The organism is Faecalicoccus acidiformans (genome assembly GCF_014202635.1).
Classification (GTDB): Bacteria; Bacillota_I; Bacilli_A; order Erysipelotrichales; family Erysipelotrichaceae; genus Faecalicoccus; species Faecalicoccus acidiformans.
Map to the genome: position 1 here is coordinate 181,102 of NZ_JACHHD010000001.1, position 16,019 is coordinate 197,120.

The window sequence follows — 16,019 nt, forward strand, 5'->3', positions numbered from 1 at the left end:
CTTAACATTTCATGCGGCACTGTTATAAGGATACGGTGTATATTTAACACTCTATCTTACTGCATGGAGTTTTGCCTTATGAAAACGAAAGGAGACCAGCTATGAATGTAAAAACATTGCCTTTAGGTCCAGTTCAAGCCAACTGTTATATCGTCACAAAAGGGAATCATGCGATTGTGATCGATCCAGGAGATCTTTTTGATTTAGATTCCATTTTAGCGCAAGGTCCATACACCTTGGAAGCGGTTTTGTTGACACACGCTCATTTTGATCATATCAAAGGAGTGGATGCGATCGTAAGATCTCATTCTGTTCCGGTCTATATTCATCCTCAGGAAGTGGCATTTTTAAAGGATCCTTCTTTGAATGCTTCCGTTGCTTTTTATGATCGAGTTTCGATTCAATCTCCGGCTTTGCCGTTACAGCCGGGAAGGATGAATCTTGCGGATTTTGAAATTGACGTTTTGTTCACCCCGGGACATTCTTGCGGTTCGACTTGTTTTATCATAGATAATGCCTTGTTTTCGGGAGATACTTTGTTTCAGTATTCCATTGGCAGAACGGATTTGCCGACCGGTTCCTTTATGGAAATGAAAGAGTCGCTTGTTCGTCTTTCTTCTTTGGATGATCAACTGATCGTGTACCCTGGCCATGGGCCCAGTACAACGATTGGGATGGAAAAACGGATGAATCCATATCTTCTCTCTCTTTAGTCTGAAGTATACTCGATATCTTGGATCCCTTGCATATCGTAATAGATGTGCATGCGGATCTTTTTTTCTTTTTTCGCATAAGTGCATTGGAAATACGTCTCATGATCTTCAAATGTGACCCAAGTATCGTGAATTTGAATTTCTTGGATCAAGATCAGATTTTCAAGATCCCAATTGCAAAACCGAATCTGATTATTATGAAAAATCAATCCTTTAACTTGGGATATACAAGCAAGATCAAACTGGCTTTGACGATCACATTGAATCAAAGATGCACTCTGAATAATATAGATGCTCAACAAAGAAAGGATCTGTATAAGCAGCGCAAAGCATAAAAGAGCTAAAGAGCTGATATATCCGTTAATAGATCTGAATTTTGTAGTGATGGCCATGTTTTGTCCAATATATAAAAATGTCTTTGTTTTCTTCCTCAAAGTGTATTTGATCCACCCCTTCCATTAATATTTCGTATCCATCTCGTTTAACAAGGCGGTTTTTATCTTGTTCGATACGAATTTCATCATGTCGATAGATCATGGTCAGTTTAGCCGCGTCGACTTGAATGTCACGAGAGCATGCGAGAATCTGACGAAGCTGTAAGATTGCCATTTGTTCCTGATGCAATGGCTCAAAACGAATGATATATGCGGCAGTTTGTAAGAATAGTACACACAGCACACAGACGATACTGCTGATCAACAGTCCTAACAAGGCTTCAATCAGAGTAAAACCATTCTTTATTGATCGTTTCATGAATCATCCAACCTCCGCTTCTTTCAAACAGATGCAAGGCCCCTAAAAGCAAGCTGGCACACAGACTGATCAGTAATAGAGCAAATAACGCATCTCCTAATAGAAAACCGTTCCTATTCAATACGAACACGTCCGCTTCCTAGTTGGAAAACCAAAGAAATTGAATCTTGTTCATTTTGACAATGAATCGTATGCGCTTGTGAGATATTTCCTTTTGCGTTGTAATGATATGTAAAAGGATCGCATGTGATGGAATGGGGAAAATCAAACCGTATCTTGTCGAAAATGGCATGATCCGTTTTAATTTCCACGTTTTTTTGTTCTTTATCCATAAACGCCTTTTCTTGAGTAAAAACGCAATACGATAAGATTTGATTTCCAAACAGTTTGAGCGATGAAGATACAGGTTTAAAGATCGTTACCAGCGTTAAAAGGGAAATGATCAAAAGAACGAACAGACCCTCTAATAAGGTAAAGGCATTATTGACTGACGGCTTGCCCATTGACGATCTCCACAGGGTTTCCATTTGGACATACTGCTTGTTCTTCTTTTAAATAACCATCGGCGATCAGTTGTGATATCGTTGGAATCGAATCGTTTTCAATTTCATAAAGTAAGATCTGTGAATCGATAATGCTCAATAAGCTTTCACATCCTTTTGCACGGATTATTTTTTCTTTTTGTTGGATATTCGGCAAAGTGATCAATAAAATGACGGTAATGATCAAAAGAACGATCATCATTTCTAAAAGCGTAAAGGCGTTCTTGTTTTTCATAAAAGGGCTCCTTTCAAAATGTATTTAGCAATTCCATTGGCATCAGCATGACTTGATAAACGATCAATACAACGGCACCGACGCTGAAATAACTGAGAACCTGGATCCATATCGAAATCTTTTTGATAGCCAGATCGATTCGTTTTTCTGTTTTTCTTTGATACAGATCTAACATAGCTTGTAAGTTGTTAGAGCGAGAACCGATGAGATAATAATGGAGAAATGTTTCATCAACACCGATATTTTGAAGGCTTTCTACAATGGTGCATCCTTGTTTTAACTGCTCTTGCAGACTTTGGGCATAGTATTGAATATATGAATGATCCTGGATCAGGCATAAAGTTTTCAATGTTCGTTCTGTGGATATGCCGTGTCCCAAACATGCCGATAATGCACAGGAAAACTGCCAGGTCATCATTGCTTTAAAAATTGGAATTTTGTTGAAAAGGTTTGATACTGCATAAATTCTGAGCTCTTTTGAACAATTCAAAATCAACAATAAGACGATCCCTATACACCCCAAAATCAGCCAGAAGGATAAAAACCATTTGATCGATTGGATGCCCAAAAAGTTTTCGGCTTGGGTAAACGATTGCATCGAAGGTAAAATCGAACTTTCAAAAAAAGTGACCATGAGATAGGAGAAGATGAAAAGAGAGATGGGATAAGCCATTTTGGCTAAAAAACGCATTGCTTTTCTTTTTCCGGCCTTCTCTAAAGAAGAAGCACACTGAATGGCTTCTTTTAAGGGTAAGATTTGACTTAAGGCATCTAAAATCTGAAAGTAGACCCCGGCAGGTGAACACAAAATAGAAACTAATGATTGTCCGGATTCTAAAGATTTCAGGATCGATTCGTGATCTTTGAATGTTTGTTCGATCATAAAAGATGTTTGTAACCCTTTATCCATCAGTAAAGGAAGCTCCTCGATCTCCTCTTTGGAGATCTTGAAGATCGTATTGTGCTTGAGAATCGTGAATTCGATGTTGTGCAATCGCCTCAAGGATCTCATCAGACAAAGAGAAGAAGTCTTTAGGATATGTTTGATTTTCGATAGCATAGTTGAGGTCTTTTCCGGATAAGATTTCATAAACGATCTCCTTTTTATTTGGGCTTGCCTGATATAAGCGCTGTCCTATCAAAACCGTCAGAGTGTTCTTTAATTCATATTTTGTGATTCCCAGATCATAGAGACGTTCCAAAGCTTCTAAAGTATTCGAGGCATGGAGTGTGGTAAATGCCAAAGAGCCGGTCAATGCGGCGCGCACCACCATTTTTGCTGTATAGGAGTTTCTTGTTTCACCGATCAATAGAACATCGGGATCGTGTCGCAATAATTCTTCAATCCCTTTTTCATAACTAAAACCAATTTCTTCATTGATCTGTAACTGAAGATACAAGGGATCTTCTATCTCGATGGGATCTTCCAAAGAGACGACTTTATGACCGGAATTTTTACTTATGGCATGGAGAATCGCATGCAAGGTAGTTGTTTTTCCGGAATTTGTCGGTCCGCAGGCAATCACTAGACCTTTTCGAGCATAAATGAGTTGTTTTAGAAAATCACGATGTGCTTGTTTCGTCGTTAATTCATCGATTGTCATGTTGATGTGGGTATTCAGAATTCGGATGACTCCCGTTTGCAAATCTTGATTGCGCAGAATGCTGAAACGATAAAATATAGTCTTCCCCTCAAGCTTCCATGCAAATTGTCCGCTTTGGGGAATGAATGGATTGGTCAGGTCCATTCCTGCGATATATTTTAAGTATTCGAAGATCGACTGGTCCCATAGATCTTGAATCAAGGGGACGATTTGTTCTCTGATTCGAAACTGGATCTCTAAATGATCGTGGATCAAAGTAAGATGGATATCGGTTGCTTTACGCATCGAAGCATATTCTAAAAGCTGATGAAGATTTTCTTGTGTGGATGTCATACAGTATTAAATACGAAGGATTTTGAAATGCGTCTAAAAAAGATCGTCTTTTTTTAGAAGTTATTGACGAAAGCTCTGAAAAGATGCTATGATTCAGAACAGTAAAGCGTTGACTTAGAGTAGTAGATGATGATTCTTTGCATAGAGAGCTGTCGGATGGTGCAAGACAGACAAAGGGTGCTTCGAACTCGCTAAGGAGCAGATAAGTAATGTTATCCGTATTTTCTGCGATAAAGAAAAAGAGGGCACGAAATTTCGTGAACTAAGGTGGTACCGCGTGCAAACGTCCTTAGAAATAAGGGCGTTTTTTATTTTAAGGAGGAATGAACTGTGTACGATCATCAATCAATTGAAAAAAAGTGGCAGAAACGTTGGCTGGATGAAAAGACATTCGCTTGCGACACTTCTGATTTTTCTAAGCCAAAATACTATGTTTTAGATATGTTCCCGTATCCTAGCGGGAATGGACTTCATGTAGGGCATCCGGAGGGATATACCGCAACCGACATCATTGCCCGAAAAAAAAGAATGGAAGGGTATAATGTTTTGCATCCGATGGGATGGGATGCGTTTGGATTGCCGGCAGAACAGTTTGCGATCCAGACTGGGCATCATCCGGCTGAATTCACTAAACAGAATATCGATCATTTCCGCGAACAGATCCAGTCGTTAGGCTTCAGCTACGATTGGGATCGTGAAATCAGCACTTGCGATCCTTCTTATTACAAATGGACACAATGGATCTTTACGCAGCTCTATAAAAAAGGATTAGCTTATGTTGATGAGATTCCGGTCAACTGGTGTCCGGAGTTAAAAACGGTATTGGCAAACGAAGAAGTTATCGATGGGAAAAGTGAACGAGGGGGATATCCGGTTATCCGCAAACCTATGCGTCAATGGGTCTTGAAGATTACGGCTTATGCGGAACGTCTTTTAAAAGATCTGGATGAGGTGGACTGGCCAACTTCTACAAAAGAGATGCAGCGAAACTGGATCGGACGAAGCCAAGGGGCAGATGTCATCTTTAAGATCGATGGTCATGATAAAGAATTTACGGTCTTTACAACGAGATGTGACACGTTATTTGGAGCTACTTATTGTGTTATGGCTCCCGAACATCCGTTTGTTAATGAAATTACGACTCCGGAACAAAAGGAAGCGGTTGAAGCTTATCAAAAAATGTGTCAGACCAAATCAGATTTAGAAAGAACGGATCTGAATAAAGATAAAACCGGAGTATTTACAGGAGCGTATGCTATCAATCCTGTAAATCAGAAAAAAGTCCCGATTTGGATCAGCGATTACGTACTTGCCAGCTATGGTACGGGTGCGATCATGGCTGTGCCGGCTCATGATACGCGAGATTATGAATTTGCGAAAAAGTTTGGATTAGATATTATTCCGGTTCTGCAAGGCGGAGATATTGAAAAGGAAGCTTTTACAGAAGATGGCATCCATATCAACTCAGAATGGTTAGATGGTTTAAATAAAGAAGATGCTATTGCGAAAATGATCTCTTGGCTGGAAGAACACCATGTTGGAGAAGCTAAGGTAACTTATAAACTTCGCGATTGGCTGTTCTCAAGACAGCGCTACTGGGGGGAACCGATTCCTGTTATCCATATGGAAGATGGTACGATGCGCACAGTAGAGCTGGATGAATTGCCACTGGAACTTCCCGCAACAACCAATTTTAAACCTAGTGATACGGGAGAGAGCCCTTTGGCTCATTGTGCAGATTGGTTACAGGTGGAAATCGATGGAGTCAAAGGGGTTCGTGAAACAAATACGATGCCGCAGTGGGCTGGATCTTGCTGGTATTACATCCGTTATATCGATCCTCAAAACGATCAAGCGATTGGTGATCCGAAACTGTTGGAACACTGGTTGCCGGTGGATCTTTATGTTGGCGGAGCTGAGCATGCTGTGCTGCACCTTTTATATGCTCGTTTCTGGCACAAGGTTTTGTATGACTGCGGAGTCGTCAAATCAAAGGAACCATTCCAAAAACTGTTCCATCAAGGTATGATCTTGGGGTCTAACGGCGAGAAAATGAGTAAGTCTCGCGGAAATGTAATCAATCCGGATGAAATTGTCGCAAGTCATGGGGCGGATGCACTTCGTGTCTATGAAATGTTTATGGGCCCTTTAGAAGCAGCATTGCCTTGGTCGACGACCGGATTGGACGGAACTCGAAAGTGGCTGGAGCGCGTCAATCGTTTCTATACGGAGGTCGCAAATATCACAGAACAAAACGATCATGCACTTGATCGAGTTTATCATCAAACCGTTAAGAAGGTATCTCATGATATTGATACTTTGAACTTTAACACGGCGATTTCTCAAATGATGATCTTTATGAATGAATGCTATAAGCAGAATACGATCTATGTGGAATATGCAAAAGGTTTCTTAAAGATGTTCAGCTGTTTTGCACCGCATTTAGGAGAAGAATTATGGTCGACAATTTTCCATCAGGAAGCTTCGATTGCCTATGAGCCTTGGCCTGCCTATGATGAAGTGATGTTAGTTGATAAAACGGTCACGATCGTAGTGCAAGTCAACGGCAAAGTACGTGCTAAGTTTGAAGCTGATGCCAATGCCGATGAACAGCAGATTCAAAACATGGCGATGGAACAAGAAAATGTACAACATCAGATCGAAGGAAAAACAGTTCGTAAAGTTATTGTTGTAAAAGGGAAGATTGTAAACATCGTAGCGAATTAGTCAATAGATAAACAACTTTGTCATTTTGATGAAGTTGTTTTTTTTATAGATTTAGTTTTGCAACTTTATGAAAATGATTTCAATGTTGAAAAAAATTTGAAAACTTCTTGCAAAATGAAAAGTTGTGTATTAAACTGATACATATGTTCAAGGAATGAACACATATAACAGGAGGGTTCGATATGAAAAAGCTATTATCTATTCTGACGGCGCTAGTTATGGCTGTCTCATTAGCTGCATGTGGATCTGGTTCTGGCTCAGATGGTAAAACGTACACATTTGCCAGCGAACTGGATATCAAGAATCTAGATTCTTGCGATGCAGATGATGGAATGAGTTTCAATGCTATGCATGCCGTTATCGACGGTTTGATGGGATTGGATGAAAACGGTGAGATCACTTATGCAATCGCTGAAGATCATCAGGTCAGCGACGATGGTCTGACTCACACATTCAAATTGCGTGATGCAAAATGGTCTAACGGTACCGAAGTTACCGCAAATGACTTTGTTTATGCATGGCAGCGTATCATCAAAAATGTTGGTAACTACGCTTATATGATGGGAACCGGCGGAGCTTCTATCGTCGGAGCCGATGAATTGATGGCTAAAACTGAAAATGGAGAAGAGTTAACGGACGAAGATCTTGATACTTTAGGTGTTAAAGCCGTAGATGACAAGACATTGGAAGTTCAATTGACTACTCCGGTGGCTTACTTTGAAGAATTGATGACATTCCCATGCTACTATCCAATCAATGAAGAATTCTGTGAAGAACAAGGAAGCAACTATGCAAAGAGTCCAGATGCTATTTTGTCAAACGGAGCCTTTGTTATGGAGACTTGGGAACCTGGTTCAACTGCTACTTTCTCTAAAAACGAAGATTACTGGAATGCGGATGCTGTGAATTTAGATACTTTGGTTTTGAACTTAGTTCAGGAACCGACTGTCGCTGCTCAGAACTTCGAAAGCGGAAATAATGATTTCGCTCCTATCAGCTCTGATCTTGTTGATCAGTATAAAGATGATGAAAGCTTTACTTCCTTTAACGAAGGATATTTGTTCTATGTACAGGTAAACTTCAATAATACAGATCTTCAGAATCAAAACTTGCGAAAAGCTCTTTCTCTGGCAATCAATCGTGAAGACTTTGCAACAAATGTTTTGAAAGATGGTTCAAAAGAAGCAAACGGATTTATCCCTTCTCAGTTATCAATTGGTCCAGAAGGACAAGACTTCCGTGATGATGCAGCAGATTATACTGAATATAATCTGGATGAAGCACAGGCTGCCATGGATCAGGCATTAGCGGAATTAGGAAAAGATTCTGTCACATTGCGTTTGTTATATGGTACAGATGAAAGTCCTATGGATACAATGGCAACCTATCTGCAAAATGCATTCTCTCAATTGGAAGGTTTGAATATTGAAATGGTCGCTACTACAAAACAAGACCGTATTTATACAAAACAGGCAAACCGTGATTTCGATTTAGCTTGTACTCGTTGGGGTCCGGATTACAGCGATCCAACAACTTACTTGAACTTAATGATCACTGGCAATACGAACAACTATGGTGATTGGACGAATGCAGATTATGATGCATTGATGAATCAGGTTGCTACTGAAGCTGATTTAGATGCTCGTTGGCAGATGATGATCGAAGCAGAAGGTATCGCAATGAGCGACTATGCCAATATCCCTGTATTTGAAAAAGGAACATCGGCTTTGCAGAATCCTGCAGTCACTGGACTTGTACAAAGACCAGTTGGTGTACCTTACACATTTACATATGTTGATATTGAGGCTTAATCAATAATTTGAGTTGATTTTTTGATAAACACAATACAGCTCATCCTGTATTGTGTTTATTTTTTAAAGGAGGATTTTGATGTCTAAATCTACAGTTCGGTATATACTTAGACGTCTAGCTATTTCGGCAGTGACATTGTTCGTGATCCTGGTTGTTTTGTTCTGTATGGTTCGTTTTCTGCCAGGTTCCCCAATCAACAATGAACACTTGAGCGATGCCCAACGTGCGGCAATTGAAGCTAGCTATGGTTTGGATTTACCTATACCGCAACAATTTATCAAATATGTTGGCGGAATGCTTACTGGTGATTTTGGTGTTTCAATGAACTTGTATCGAGATATGCAAGTATCATCTTTAGTCGCTTCCCGCGCGCCTATTTCTTTTTTCTTGGGACTGAGTGCCTGTATTTTAGGGACTATCGTGGGAATTTTACTTGGTGTCGTAGCGGCTTTGAAAAAGAATACGATCTGGGATACTTTGGCCACTGTTTTATCTGTTATCGGTGTTTCTATCCCTTCATTTGTATTCGCTATGTTGATCTTGATCATCTTCGGTACCAATTTACATATTTTACCTACGATGTATAGTTCTCGACAGCCGATTTATTCGGCGATCATGCCAATTTTAGCTCTGTCTGTCAGTGTTATAGCCAATGTGGCGCGATTCACGCGAACAGAAATGATTTCTGTCTTAAATTCGGATTACATCATGTTGGCAAAGGCAAAGGGGTTGTCGCAAAAAGATATTATTTTAAAACACGCTTTGCGTAATACCTTAATTCCTATCGTTACGATCTTGGGACCTATTTTGGTCAATTTGATGACGGGTACGATGGTTGTCGAAAAAATCTGTAGTGTTCCTGGCTTGGGAAGTTTGCTGATCAATAGTATCCAGGCTTCTGATTATAATGTAATCTTGGCTTGTTCGTTCTTATATGCAGCAATGTATATTATCATGATGCTGGTGATCGATGTTTCTTATGGATTGATCGATCCTCGCATTCGTTTGGGAAAGGATGATTGAGTATGACACAAAATCAAGCATTGAAAGAATTTCAATTTCAACCTGATGATTTTAAATTAGCTCGACATCAAGATGTTTCAGTTGTTGAACAGATTACTCCGGCACGTCCTGCCTGGAAAGATTCCGTTAATCTTTTCTTGCGAAACAAAGGTGCTGTTATCGGTATTTGCTGCATCGTAATCATTACTTTATTTGCGATTTTTGCACCGATGTTGTCTAGTTGGAAATACGATGATATTAATACAGCTCTTCAGAACATTGCCCCCAATGCTGAGCATTGGTTTGGTACAGATACCTATGGGCGCGATCTTTGGGTACGTTTGTGGCAAGGGACACGGATTTCCTTGTTTGTGGCGGTTATGGCGATTTTGATCGATGTTGTGATTGGTGTGACTTATGGAATGATTTCCGGGTATTTTGGCGGAAAAGTGGATTCAATCATGCAGCGTATCCAAGAAGTGATCAACTCCATTCCGACATTAGTCGTATTGACTATTTTATTGATGGTCATGCAGTCAAATTTATTTACGATCATTTTGGCTTTGGCCTTTACGGAATGGATTGGAATGTCCCGTATTACAAGGGCCCAGGTTCTTAAAACCAAAGAGGAAGAATTTGTTTTGGCATCAAGAACATTGGGCGCCAGCAGTTTCTTTATTATCTTTAAAGAAATTTTGCCAAACATCTATTCTCAAATGATCATCATGATCATGATGTCAATTCCGAACGCAATTTTCTATGAAGCTTATTTATCTTTCGTAGGCTTGGGATTGCCGATTCCGGAAGCTTCTTTAGGTACTTTGATCAATGATGGATTCAACACTTTGACCATTACTCCTTATCAGATGACGATTCCGGTTATTGTTTTCTCGATTTTGATGCTCAGTTTTAACTTAGTGGGCGATGGATTGCGAGATGCATTGGATCCAACGATGAAGGAGATGTAATCTATGGAAAAACAAAGAGAGAGAATCTTAAAGATCCGCGACTTGAATATCTCCTTTAAAACAAGTGGAGGAACTGTGAAAGCTGTACGCGGAGTCAACCTTGATCTTTATAAAGGAGAAACAATCGCAATTGTGGGAGAGTCTGGTTCTGGGAAATCCGTGACGACAAAAGCTATTATGGGGCTTTTGGCAAATAACGGACAAATCGATTCTGGCATGATTGAATATCATTGGAATGACGAATATACCAATGAGCCTAAAACAGTCGATATTTGTCAGCTTTCCGAAAAGGAATTGCAGTCAGAGATTCGCGGGCGAAAGATTGCGATGGTTTTTCAAGATCCTATGACATCTTTAAATCCGACAATGACCATTGGAAAACAAATCATGGAACCCATGATTTATCATTACAAGCGCACGAAAAAAGAGGCTTACGAAAAAGCTCTTGAGCTCTTGGAACTGGTCGGCATCACAGATGCAGAAAAACGTATGAAGAATTATCCACATCAACTTTCTGGCGGGATGCGGCAACGTATCGTTATTGCGATCGCCTTAAGTTGTGATCCTTATGTTCTGATCTGTGATGAACCGACCACAGCTTTGGATGTGACCATTCAAGCTAAAATATTGGAACTGATCCAAGATATCCAGAAGAAAAAAGAGCTTTCCGTTATTTATATTACTCATGACTTAGGTGTTGTTGCGAAAGTTGCAGACTATGTCAATGTGATGTATGCCGGCAAGATTGTCGAGACGGGAACGATTGACGAGATTTTCTACGATCCACGTCATCCATACACATGGGGATTGTTATCGTCTATGCCGGATCTGGACACATCGGATGATGAACTGTATACAATTCCAGGTACGCCGCCAAACTTGGCTCAAGACATTCAGGGAGATGCCTTTGCGCCTCGTAACGAATTCGCGTTGAACATTGATTTACGAGAAGATCCTCCTATGTTTGATGTGCCAGGATCCAAAAGTCATCAGGTAGCAAGCTGGCTGATGCATCCTAATGCCCCTAAAGTTGAAATGCCGGAAACTCTGCGGAAACGTTTAGAGTTGATGAAGAAGAAGGGAGGCGTGAAAGATGAATGAGCAACCAATCTTAGAAGTCAAAAATCTTAAACAGTATTTTAAAGTCAGCCGCAGATTTACTGTCAAGGCGGTTGACGGTATCTCCTTTAAGATAATGCCTGGTCAAACTTATGGTTTAGTGGGTGAATCCGGATCTGGTAAATCCACGACCGGAAGAAGTATCATTCGTCTTTATAAGCCTACAGAAGGAGAAATCATCTTTAATGGAAAGAACATATCTGGCAATATGTCAAAAGATGAACTCAAACTGTTGCGAACAAAGATGCAGATGATCTTCCAGGATCCTATGGCTTGTTTAAATCCTCGTCGAAAAGTGATGGATATTATTGCTGAAGGTCTGGATATTCATCATGAGTACGAAAATGAACAAGATCGCGAAAAGAAAGTCTATGAAATGCTGGAGCTGGTTGGACTTTCTAAAGAGCATGCTCATCGGTATCCGCATCAATTTAGTGGTGGACAACGACAAAGAATCGGAATTGCCCGCGCCTTTATCATGCATCCGCAGTTGATCATTGCCGATGAAGCGATTTCTGCTCTAGATGTTTCGATTCAGGCTCAGGTCGTAAACTTAATGAAGAAAATCCAGAAAAAGACAAATACAGCATATTTATTTATCGCGCATGATTTGAGCATGGTGAAATACATCTCCGATCATATTGGTGTTTTACATTTAGGACATCTGGTCGAGACAGGGACGACGGAAGAAATCTTTAACAATCCAATTCACCCTTATACGAAATCGTTATTGAGCGCTATTCCAGAACCAAATCCGCGAGTTGAAAAACATCGTAAATCGCAAACTTACGATTATGAATCCAGCGGAATCAATTATTTGGAAGGGACAAAACATCTGGTGGACGGCACACATTATGTTTTGGCTACGGATGAAGAATTCGCACAATGGACACGATAGATGAAAGCGATCGCTTTCATCTTTTTTTTCATTCTCGTTAAAGAAGGATTATAATTTACGTGTATTTTACAATGATTATGAAGATTTGACTTATAATTGTCTAGAAAGGAATCAGTATGCTTTACGGAATCATTGATATCGGATCCAATACGATTCGAATGAATATTTATAAAATCGAAGGGCACAATTTTAATTTACTCCTTTCAAAGAAAGAAGCCGTTGGTTTAGTGCAGTATGTTAAAAAAAGCGTGATGTCGCAAGAGGGAGTCGATCGGTTGGCAGAGTGTCTTGATCAGTTTCGGGAAATGATCGATATTCTTCATCTTGATGGTTATTCTGCGTTTGCTACAGCTTCTTTACGAAACATCAACAATTCACAAGATGTGATAGATGCTATTGACCAAAAGTGTCATGTTCATATTGATTTATTGAGCGGGGCACAGGAGGGGCGAATCTCCTTTCATGGGGCAATCTATGGCCTCTCACATCAAAATGGCATTTATGTCGATACAGGGGGCGGAAGCAGTGAAGTCATCTTGTATGATAAACGTCAAATCGGTTTTGTTGCGAGCCTGCCTGTTGGTTCTTTAAATCTATATAACAAATATGTCAAAAATATCATCCCGACAAAATCTGAAATCAAAGAGATTCAAGAAAGAATTCTGAAAGAATTGAATGCGATCGATCGCAAGAAAAGTGTCTTAAAAGCAGATGATCTTTCTGTGACGGGCGGAAGTATGCGGGCCATTCGTTCCTTATTGATATCTATGCGCTGGATTGAAAAGGAAGTCTATGAGTTTGATGCTTCCATGCTGAGAAGACTTGTCAAATCCTTGCAAGAAGATGAAAGTAAAACGATCCATCTTTTCTTGAAAGTCAAACCCGATCGTGTACATACGATGTTTACTGGCTTGTTGATCATCGATACGATTGCTCAATATACAAAAGCAAAACGGATACAAGTCTCTACGAATGGTGTGCGGGAAGGATATTTAATGGAGAAAATATTAGGAGAATAACCATTATGCATAAAAAACTGTATCCCTTTACACAAAACCGGGAACTGTCTTGGTTGAAATTCAATCAAAGAGTTTTAGAAGAGGCGAGCGACCCTCGCGTTCCTTTGCTGGAACGAGTAAAATTTTTATCCATTTTTACCAGCAATCTGGATGAATTTTTTATGGTTCGTTGTGGCAGCTTGTATGATCTTTCGTTGATCGATGATACACAGGTCGATAAAAAAAGCGGATTTACACCTTCTGAACAATTAAAAATGATTTATCAGGAAGTCCATGATCTTTATGAGATGCGTGATACAGTAGTCAAGAATATCAATCAAACGTTGGAATCGTTACATATCTCTGGTTTGTCAAAAAAACAATTGTCGAAAAAACAACTAAAGTTCATTGCGCAATATTTTGATGTACAGGTCTTTCCTCTACTAAGCCCGCAGATCATCGACCATCATCATCCGTTTCCGCATCTTATGAATAAGGCTTTATATATCATTGTCGAAGTCAAAGATGAAGGAAAGAAAAGAATCGGCATTATCCCGGTTCCAAGTTTCTTGGATCGCATCGTGTATGTTCCGGACGGAGACGGAAACTACATGCTTTTGGAGCAGATCATACTTCATAATGTAAACAAGGTTTTTTCTAATAGTGTTGTATGCAGTAAAACCATCATTCGTGTTACCCGGAATGCGGATATCAATCTCAATGAAAAAGAGATTGATGAAGACGAAGACTATCGTCAGTATATGAAAAAAATCTTGAAAAAAAGAGGCAGATTGGCTCCGATTCGCTTGGAATTCTATAAGGATGCCCCGGAAGAGATCGTTGCTTATCTTTGTCAAGAGCTGAACCTCGAAAAGAATCAAGTGTTTATATCAAAGACACCTCTGGAACTCAATCATCTTTTTGATGTAATCTCAAGGGCTCCCAGTGTCGTGACGACCCCTCTTCTTTATAAACCTTTTGAACCGCAGCCTAATAAGTATCTCCAGCTTCATCAACCGATCATCGATCAAGTGTTGAATCACGACAGTTTGCTGTTTTATCCCTTTCATGATATTGAACCATTTTTGCTGCTGTTGAAAGAGGCATCTGAAAACCCATCTGTTCGTTCGATTAAAATTACGATCTATCGACTGGCCAACCATAGCCGAATCGTCCGATATCTGGCTAGGGCGGCCGAAAATGGCAAAGAGGTCACTGTATTAATGGAACTCAGGGCTCGTTTCGATGAAAAACATAATATTGAAGCGGCCGAACTTCTTGAAGATTCGGGATGTCAAGTGATTTACGGATTTGAAAAATACAAGGTTCATTCCAAGATTTGTATGATCACGCTTCAAGATCGTCATGGGCAGTTGAAAACGATCACACAGATTGGTACGGGAAACTACAATGAAAAAACGAGCAAGATGTATACTGATATTTCTTATATCACTTCAAAAGACATCATTGGAAAAGATGCGATCTCGTTTTTTCAGAACATGGCTTTGGGAAATTTAAATGGGGAATACGATCAGTTGATCGTTTCTCCAAGTTCTTTGAAACAAACTTGTCTTCAATTGATCGAACGAGAAATCAAGAAGGTGCAGTCTGGTAAAAAAGGACAGATATTATTGAAGATGAACTCCATGACAGATTTGGATCTGATGAAAAAATTACAGGAAGCTTCACAAGCGGGTGTAAAAATCAAAATGGTGATTCGGGGAATCTGTTGTCTTTTGCCGGGATTAAAAGGATATACCGAAAATATAGAAGTATATAGTATTGTCGGACGGTACTTGGAACATTCAAGAATTTATTGTTTTGGAACCGACGAGGATCAAATCGTTTATATTTCAAGTGCGGATTTCATGACAAGGAATACCGAAAAGCGTGTGGAGATCGGCTGCCCGATCCATGATTCGAGATTGAAACAGGAGTTGTTGGAATATTTTGATATCTTATTAAAAGATAATATGAAAGCTCGAAAGCTTTGTTCAAATGGAGAATACGTAAGAATAGAAACGACAGAGGATCCATTTATTGCTCAAGAATACTGCATGCAAAAAGCAATGACGGAGGCAAAAGAAATCAACAATCAGCCAAAGATGTCATGGATCGAACAAATAAAACACTGGTTCCAAGGACAGATATAGCAAGAAGCCTTAAAAGGCTTCTTTTTTTTATCAAAAAATTATAAAAAAAGTGTTGACGAGATTTGTCAGATTTGGTAATATAACTGAGCACGGCGCGGGAAGCGGCGTGAGAGATCTTTGAAAACTGAACAAGAAACGAAACCAAGAAGGAACGTCAATTCA

General features: G+C 39.7%; 16 protein-coding genes and 1 other annotated feature. Of the genes, 9 read left to right on the top strand and 7 right to left on the bottom strand.

Annotated elements, in window-relative coordinates:
• The first annotated feature begins 101 nt into the window (after positions 1–101).
• The gene (locus HNQ43_RS00905) at positions 102–713 is read left to right on the top strand and encodes an MBL fold metallo-hydrolase (RefSeq protein ID WP_183373859.1); all 612 of its coding nucleotides are present in this window, start codon (positions 102–104) and stop codon (positions 711–713) included.
• Here HNQ43_RS00905 and HNQ43_RS00910 read toward each other — a convergent pair.
• Genes HNQ43_RS00910 through HNQ43_RS00940 form a run of 7 tightly spaced genes read right to left on the bottom strand, consistent with a single transcriptional unit; the run spans position 710 to position 4,180 of the window.
• Positions 710–1,105 (bottom strand): hypothetical protein, encoded by a 396-nt coding sequence (locus tag HNQ43_RS00910; RefSeq protein WP_183373861.1) that lies wholly within the window; start codon positions 1,103–1,105, stop codon positions 710–712. The two genes, HNQ43_RS00905 and HNQ43_RS00910, sit on opposite strands and share 4 nt — an antisense overlap.
• On the bottom strand, positions 1,074–1,466 hold the full coding sequence (locus HNQ43_RS00915; RefSeq protein ID WP_183373913.1) for a competence type IV pilus minor pilin ComGF: 393 nt from the start codon (positions 1,464–1,466) through the stop codon (positions 1,074–1,076). The genes HNQ43_RS00910 and HNQ43_RS00915 overlap by 32 nt, the downstream gene beginning before the upstream one ends.
• The gene (locus tag HNQ43_RS00920) at positions 1,429–1,596 is read right to left on the bottom strand and encodes a hypothetical protein (RefSeq protein WP_183373863.1); all 168 of its coding nucleotides are present in this window, start codon (positions 1,594–1,596) and stop codon (positions 1,429–1,431) included. The genes HNQ43_RS00915 and HNQ43_RS00920 overlap by 38 nt, the downstream gene beginning before the upstream one ends.
• Complete coding sequence (comGD, locus tag HNQ43_RS00925) at positions 1,580–1,969, bottom strand: competence type IV pilus minor pilin ComGD (RefSeq protein WP_183373865.1); 390 nt, start codon at positions 1,967–1,969, stop codon at positions 1,580–1,582. Before comGD ends, HNQ43_RS00920 begins: the two co-directional genes overlap by 17 nt.
• Positions 1,947–2,243, bottom strand: a complete 297-nt coding sequence (gene comGC / locus HNQ43_RS00930; protein ID WP_183373867.1) for a competence type IV pilus major pilin ComGC — start codon at positions 2,241–2,243, stop codon at positions 1,947–1,949. The genes comGD and comGC overlap by 23 nt, the downstream gene beginning before the upstream one ends.
• Positions 2,244–2,256: 13 nt before the next feature.
• Entirely contained in the window at positions 2,257–3,153 is an 897-nt protein-coding gene (locus HNQ43_RS00935; RefSeq protein WP_183373869.1) for a type II secretion system F family protein, read from the bottom strand.
• Positions 3,146–4,180 carry an ATPase, T2SS/T4P/T4SS family gene (locus HNQ43_RS00940; protein ID WP_183373871.1) on the bottom strand — a complete coding sequence of 345 codons (1,035 nt, stop codon included), beginning with the start codon at positions 4,178–4,180 and terminating at the stop codon, positions 3,146–3,148. The genes HNQ43_RS00935 and HNQ43_RS00940 overlap by 8 nt, the downstream gene beginning before the upstream one ends.
• Before the next feature lie 100 nt (positions 4,181–4,280).
• Positions 4,281–4,474 (top strand) — a binding site (T-box leader).
• Between the two features lie 36 nt (positions 4,475–4,510).
• Between HNQ43_RS00940 and leuS the strand changes: the two genes are divergently transcribed.
• From leuS to ppk1, 8 genes are all read left to right on the top strand, one after another.
• The gene (leuS, locus tag HNQ43_RS00945; RefSeq protein ID WP_183373873.1) at positions 4,511–6,907 is read left to right on the top strand and encodes a leucine--tRNA ligase; all 2,397 of its coding nucleotides are present in this window, start codon (positions 4,511–4,513) and stop codon (positions 6,905–6,907) included.
• A 182-nt stretch (positions 6,908–7,089) separates the two neighbouring features.
• Positions 7,090–8,718, top strand: coding sequence for a peptide ABC transporter substrate-binding protein (locus HNQ43_RS00950; protein ID WP_183373875.1), 1,629 nt, complete (start codon positions 7,090–7,092; stop codon positions 8,716–8,718).
• 79 nt (positions 8,719–8,797) lie between these two features.
• The gene (locus HNQ43_RS00955; RefSeq protein WP_183373877.1) at positions 8,798–9,742 is read left to right on the top strand and encodes an ABC transporter permease; all 945 of its coding nucleotides are present in this window, start codon (positions 8,798–8,800) and stop codon (positions 9,740–9,742) included.
• A 2-nt stretch (positions 9,743–9,744) separates the two neighbouring features.
• Positions 9,745–10,689, top strand: coding sequence for an ABC transporter permease (locus tag HNQ43_RS00960; protein WP_183373879.1), 945 nt, complete (start codon positions 9,745–9,747; stop codon positions 10,687–10,689).
• 3 nt (positions 10,690–10,692) lie between these two features.
• Positions 10,693–11,790: an ABC transporter ATP-binding protein gene (locus tag HNQ43_RS00965; RefSeq protein ID WP_183373881.1), complete on the top strand. Its 1,098-nt coding sequence runs from the start codon at positions 10,693–10,695 to the stop codon at positions 11,788–11,790.
• Complete coding sequence (locus HNQ43_RS00970) at positions 11,783–12,706, top strand: ABC transporter ATP-binding protein (protein WP_183373883.1); 924 nt, start codon at positions 11,783–11,785, stop codon at positions 12,704–12,706. The genes HNQ43_RS00965 and HNQ43_RS00970 overlap by 8 nt, the downstream gene beginning before the upstream one ends.
• A 116-nt stretch (positions 12,707–12,822) precedes the next feature.
• A complete protein-coding gene (locus HNQ43_RS00975) occupies positions 12,823–13,725 on the top strand; it encodes a Ppx/GppA phosphatase family protein (RefSeq protein WP_183373885.1) in 903 nt (300 codons plus the stop codon).
• Between the two features lie 5 nt (positions 13,726–13,730).
• Positions 13,731–15,857, top strand: coding sequence for a polyphosphate kinase 1 (gene ppk1, locus HNQ43_RS00980; RefSeq protein WP_183373887.1), 2,127 nt, complete (start codon positions 13,731–13,733; stop codon positions 15,855–15,857).
• Positions 15,858–16,019 lie beyond the last annotated feature (162 nt).

Bases quoted from the DNA above. Each gene is read 5' to 3' on its own strand.
- HNQ43_RS00965 (WP_183373881.1), top strand. From the start codon at position 10,693: ATGGAAAAACAAAGAGAGAGAATCTTAAAGATCCGCGACTTGAATATC.
- ppk1 (WP_183373887.1), top strand. From the start codon at position 13,731: ATGCATAAAAAACTGTATCCCTTTACACAAAACCGGGAACTGTCTTGG.
- HNQ43_RS00950 (WP_183373875.1), top strand. From the start codon at position 7,090: ATGAAAAAGCTATTATCTATTCTGACGGCGCTAGTTATGGCTGTCTCA.
- HNQ43_RS00955 (WP_183373877.1), top strand. From the start codon at position 8,798: ATGTCTAAATCTACAGTTCGGTATATACTTAGACGTCTAGCTATTTCG.
- HNQ43_RS00940 (WP_183373871.1), bottom strand. From the start codon at position 4,180: ATGACATCCACACAAGAAAATCTTCATCAGCTTTTAGAATATGCTTCG.
- HNQ43_RS00975 (WP_183373885.1), top strand. From the start codon at position 12,823: ATGCTTTACGGAATCATTGATATCGGATCCAATACGATTCGAATGAAT.
- comGC (WP_183373867.1), bottom strand. From the start codon at position 2,243: ATGAAAAACAAGAACGCCTTTACGCTTTTAGAAATGATGATCGTTCTT.
- HNQ43_RS00935 (WP_183373869.1), bottom strand. From the start codon at position 3,153: ATGGATAAAGGGTTACAAACATCTTTTATGATCGAACAAACATTCAAA.
- comGD (WP_183373865.1), bottom strand. From the start codon at position 1,969: ATGGGCAAGCCGTCAGTCAATAATGCCTTTACCTTATTAGAGGGTCTG.
- HNQ43_RS00905 (WP_183373859.1), top strand. From the start codon at position 102: ATGAATGTAAAAACATTGCCTTTAGGTCCAGTTCAAGCCAACTGTTAT.
- HNQ43_RS00970 (WP_183373883.1), top strand. From the start codon at position 11,783: ATGAATGAGCAACCAATCTTAGAAGTCAAAAATCTTAAACAGTATTTT.
- HNQ43_RS00960 (WP_183373879.1), top strand. From the start codon at position 9,745: ATGACACAAAATCAAGCATTGAAAGAATTTCAATTTCAACCTGATGAT.
- HNQ43_RS00915 (WP_183373913.1), bottom strand. From the start codon at position 1,466: ATGAAACGATCAATAAAGAATGGTTTTACTCTGATTGAAGCCTTGTTA.
- HNQ43_RS00910 (WP_183373861.1), bottom strand. From the start codon at position 1,105: ATGGCCATCACTACAAAATTCAGATCTATTAACGGATATATCAGCTCT.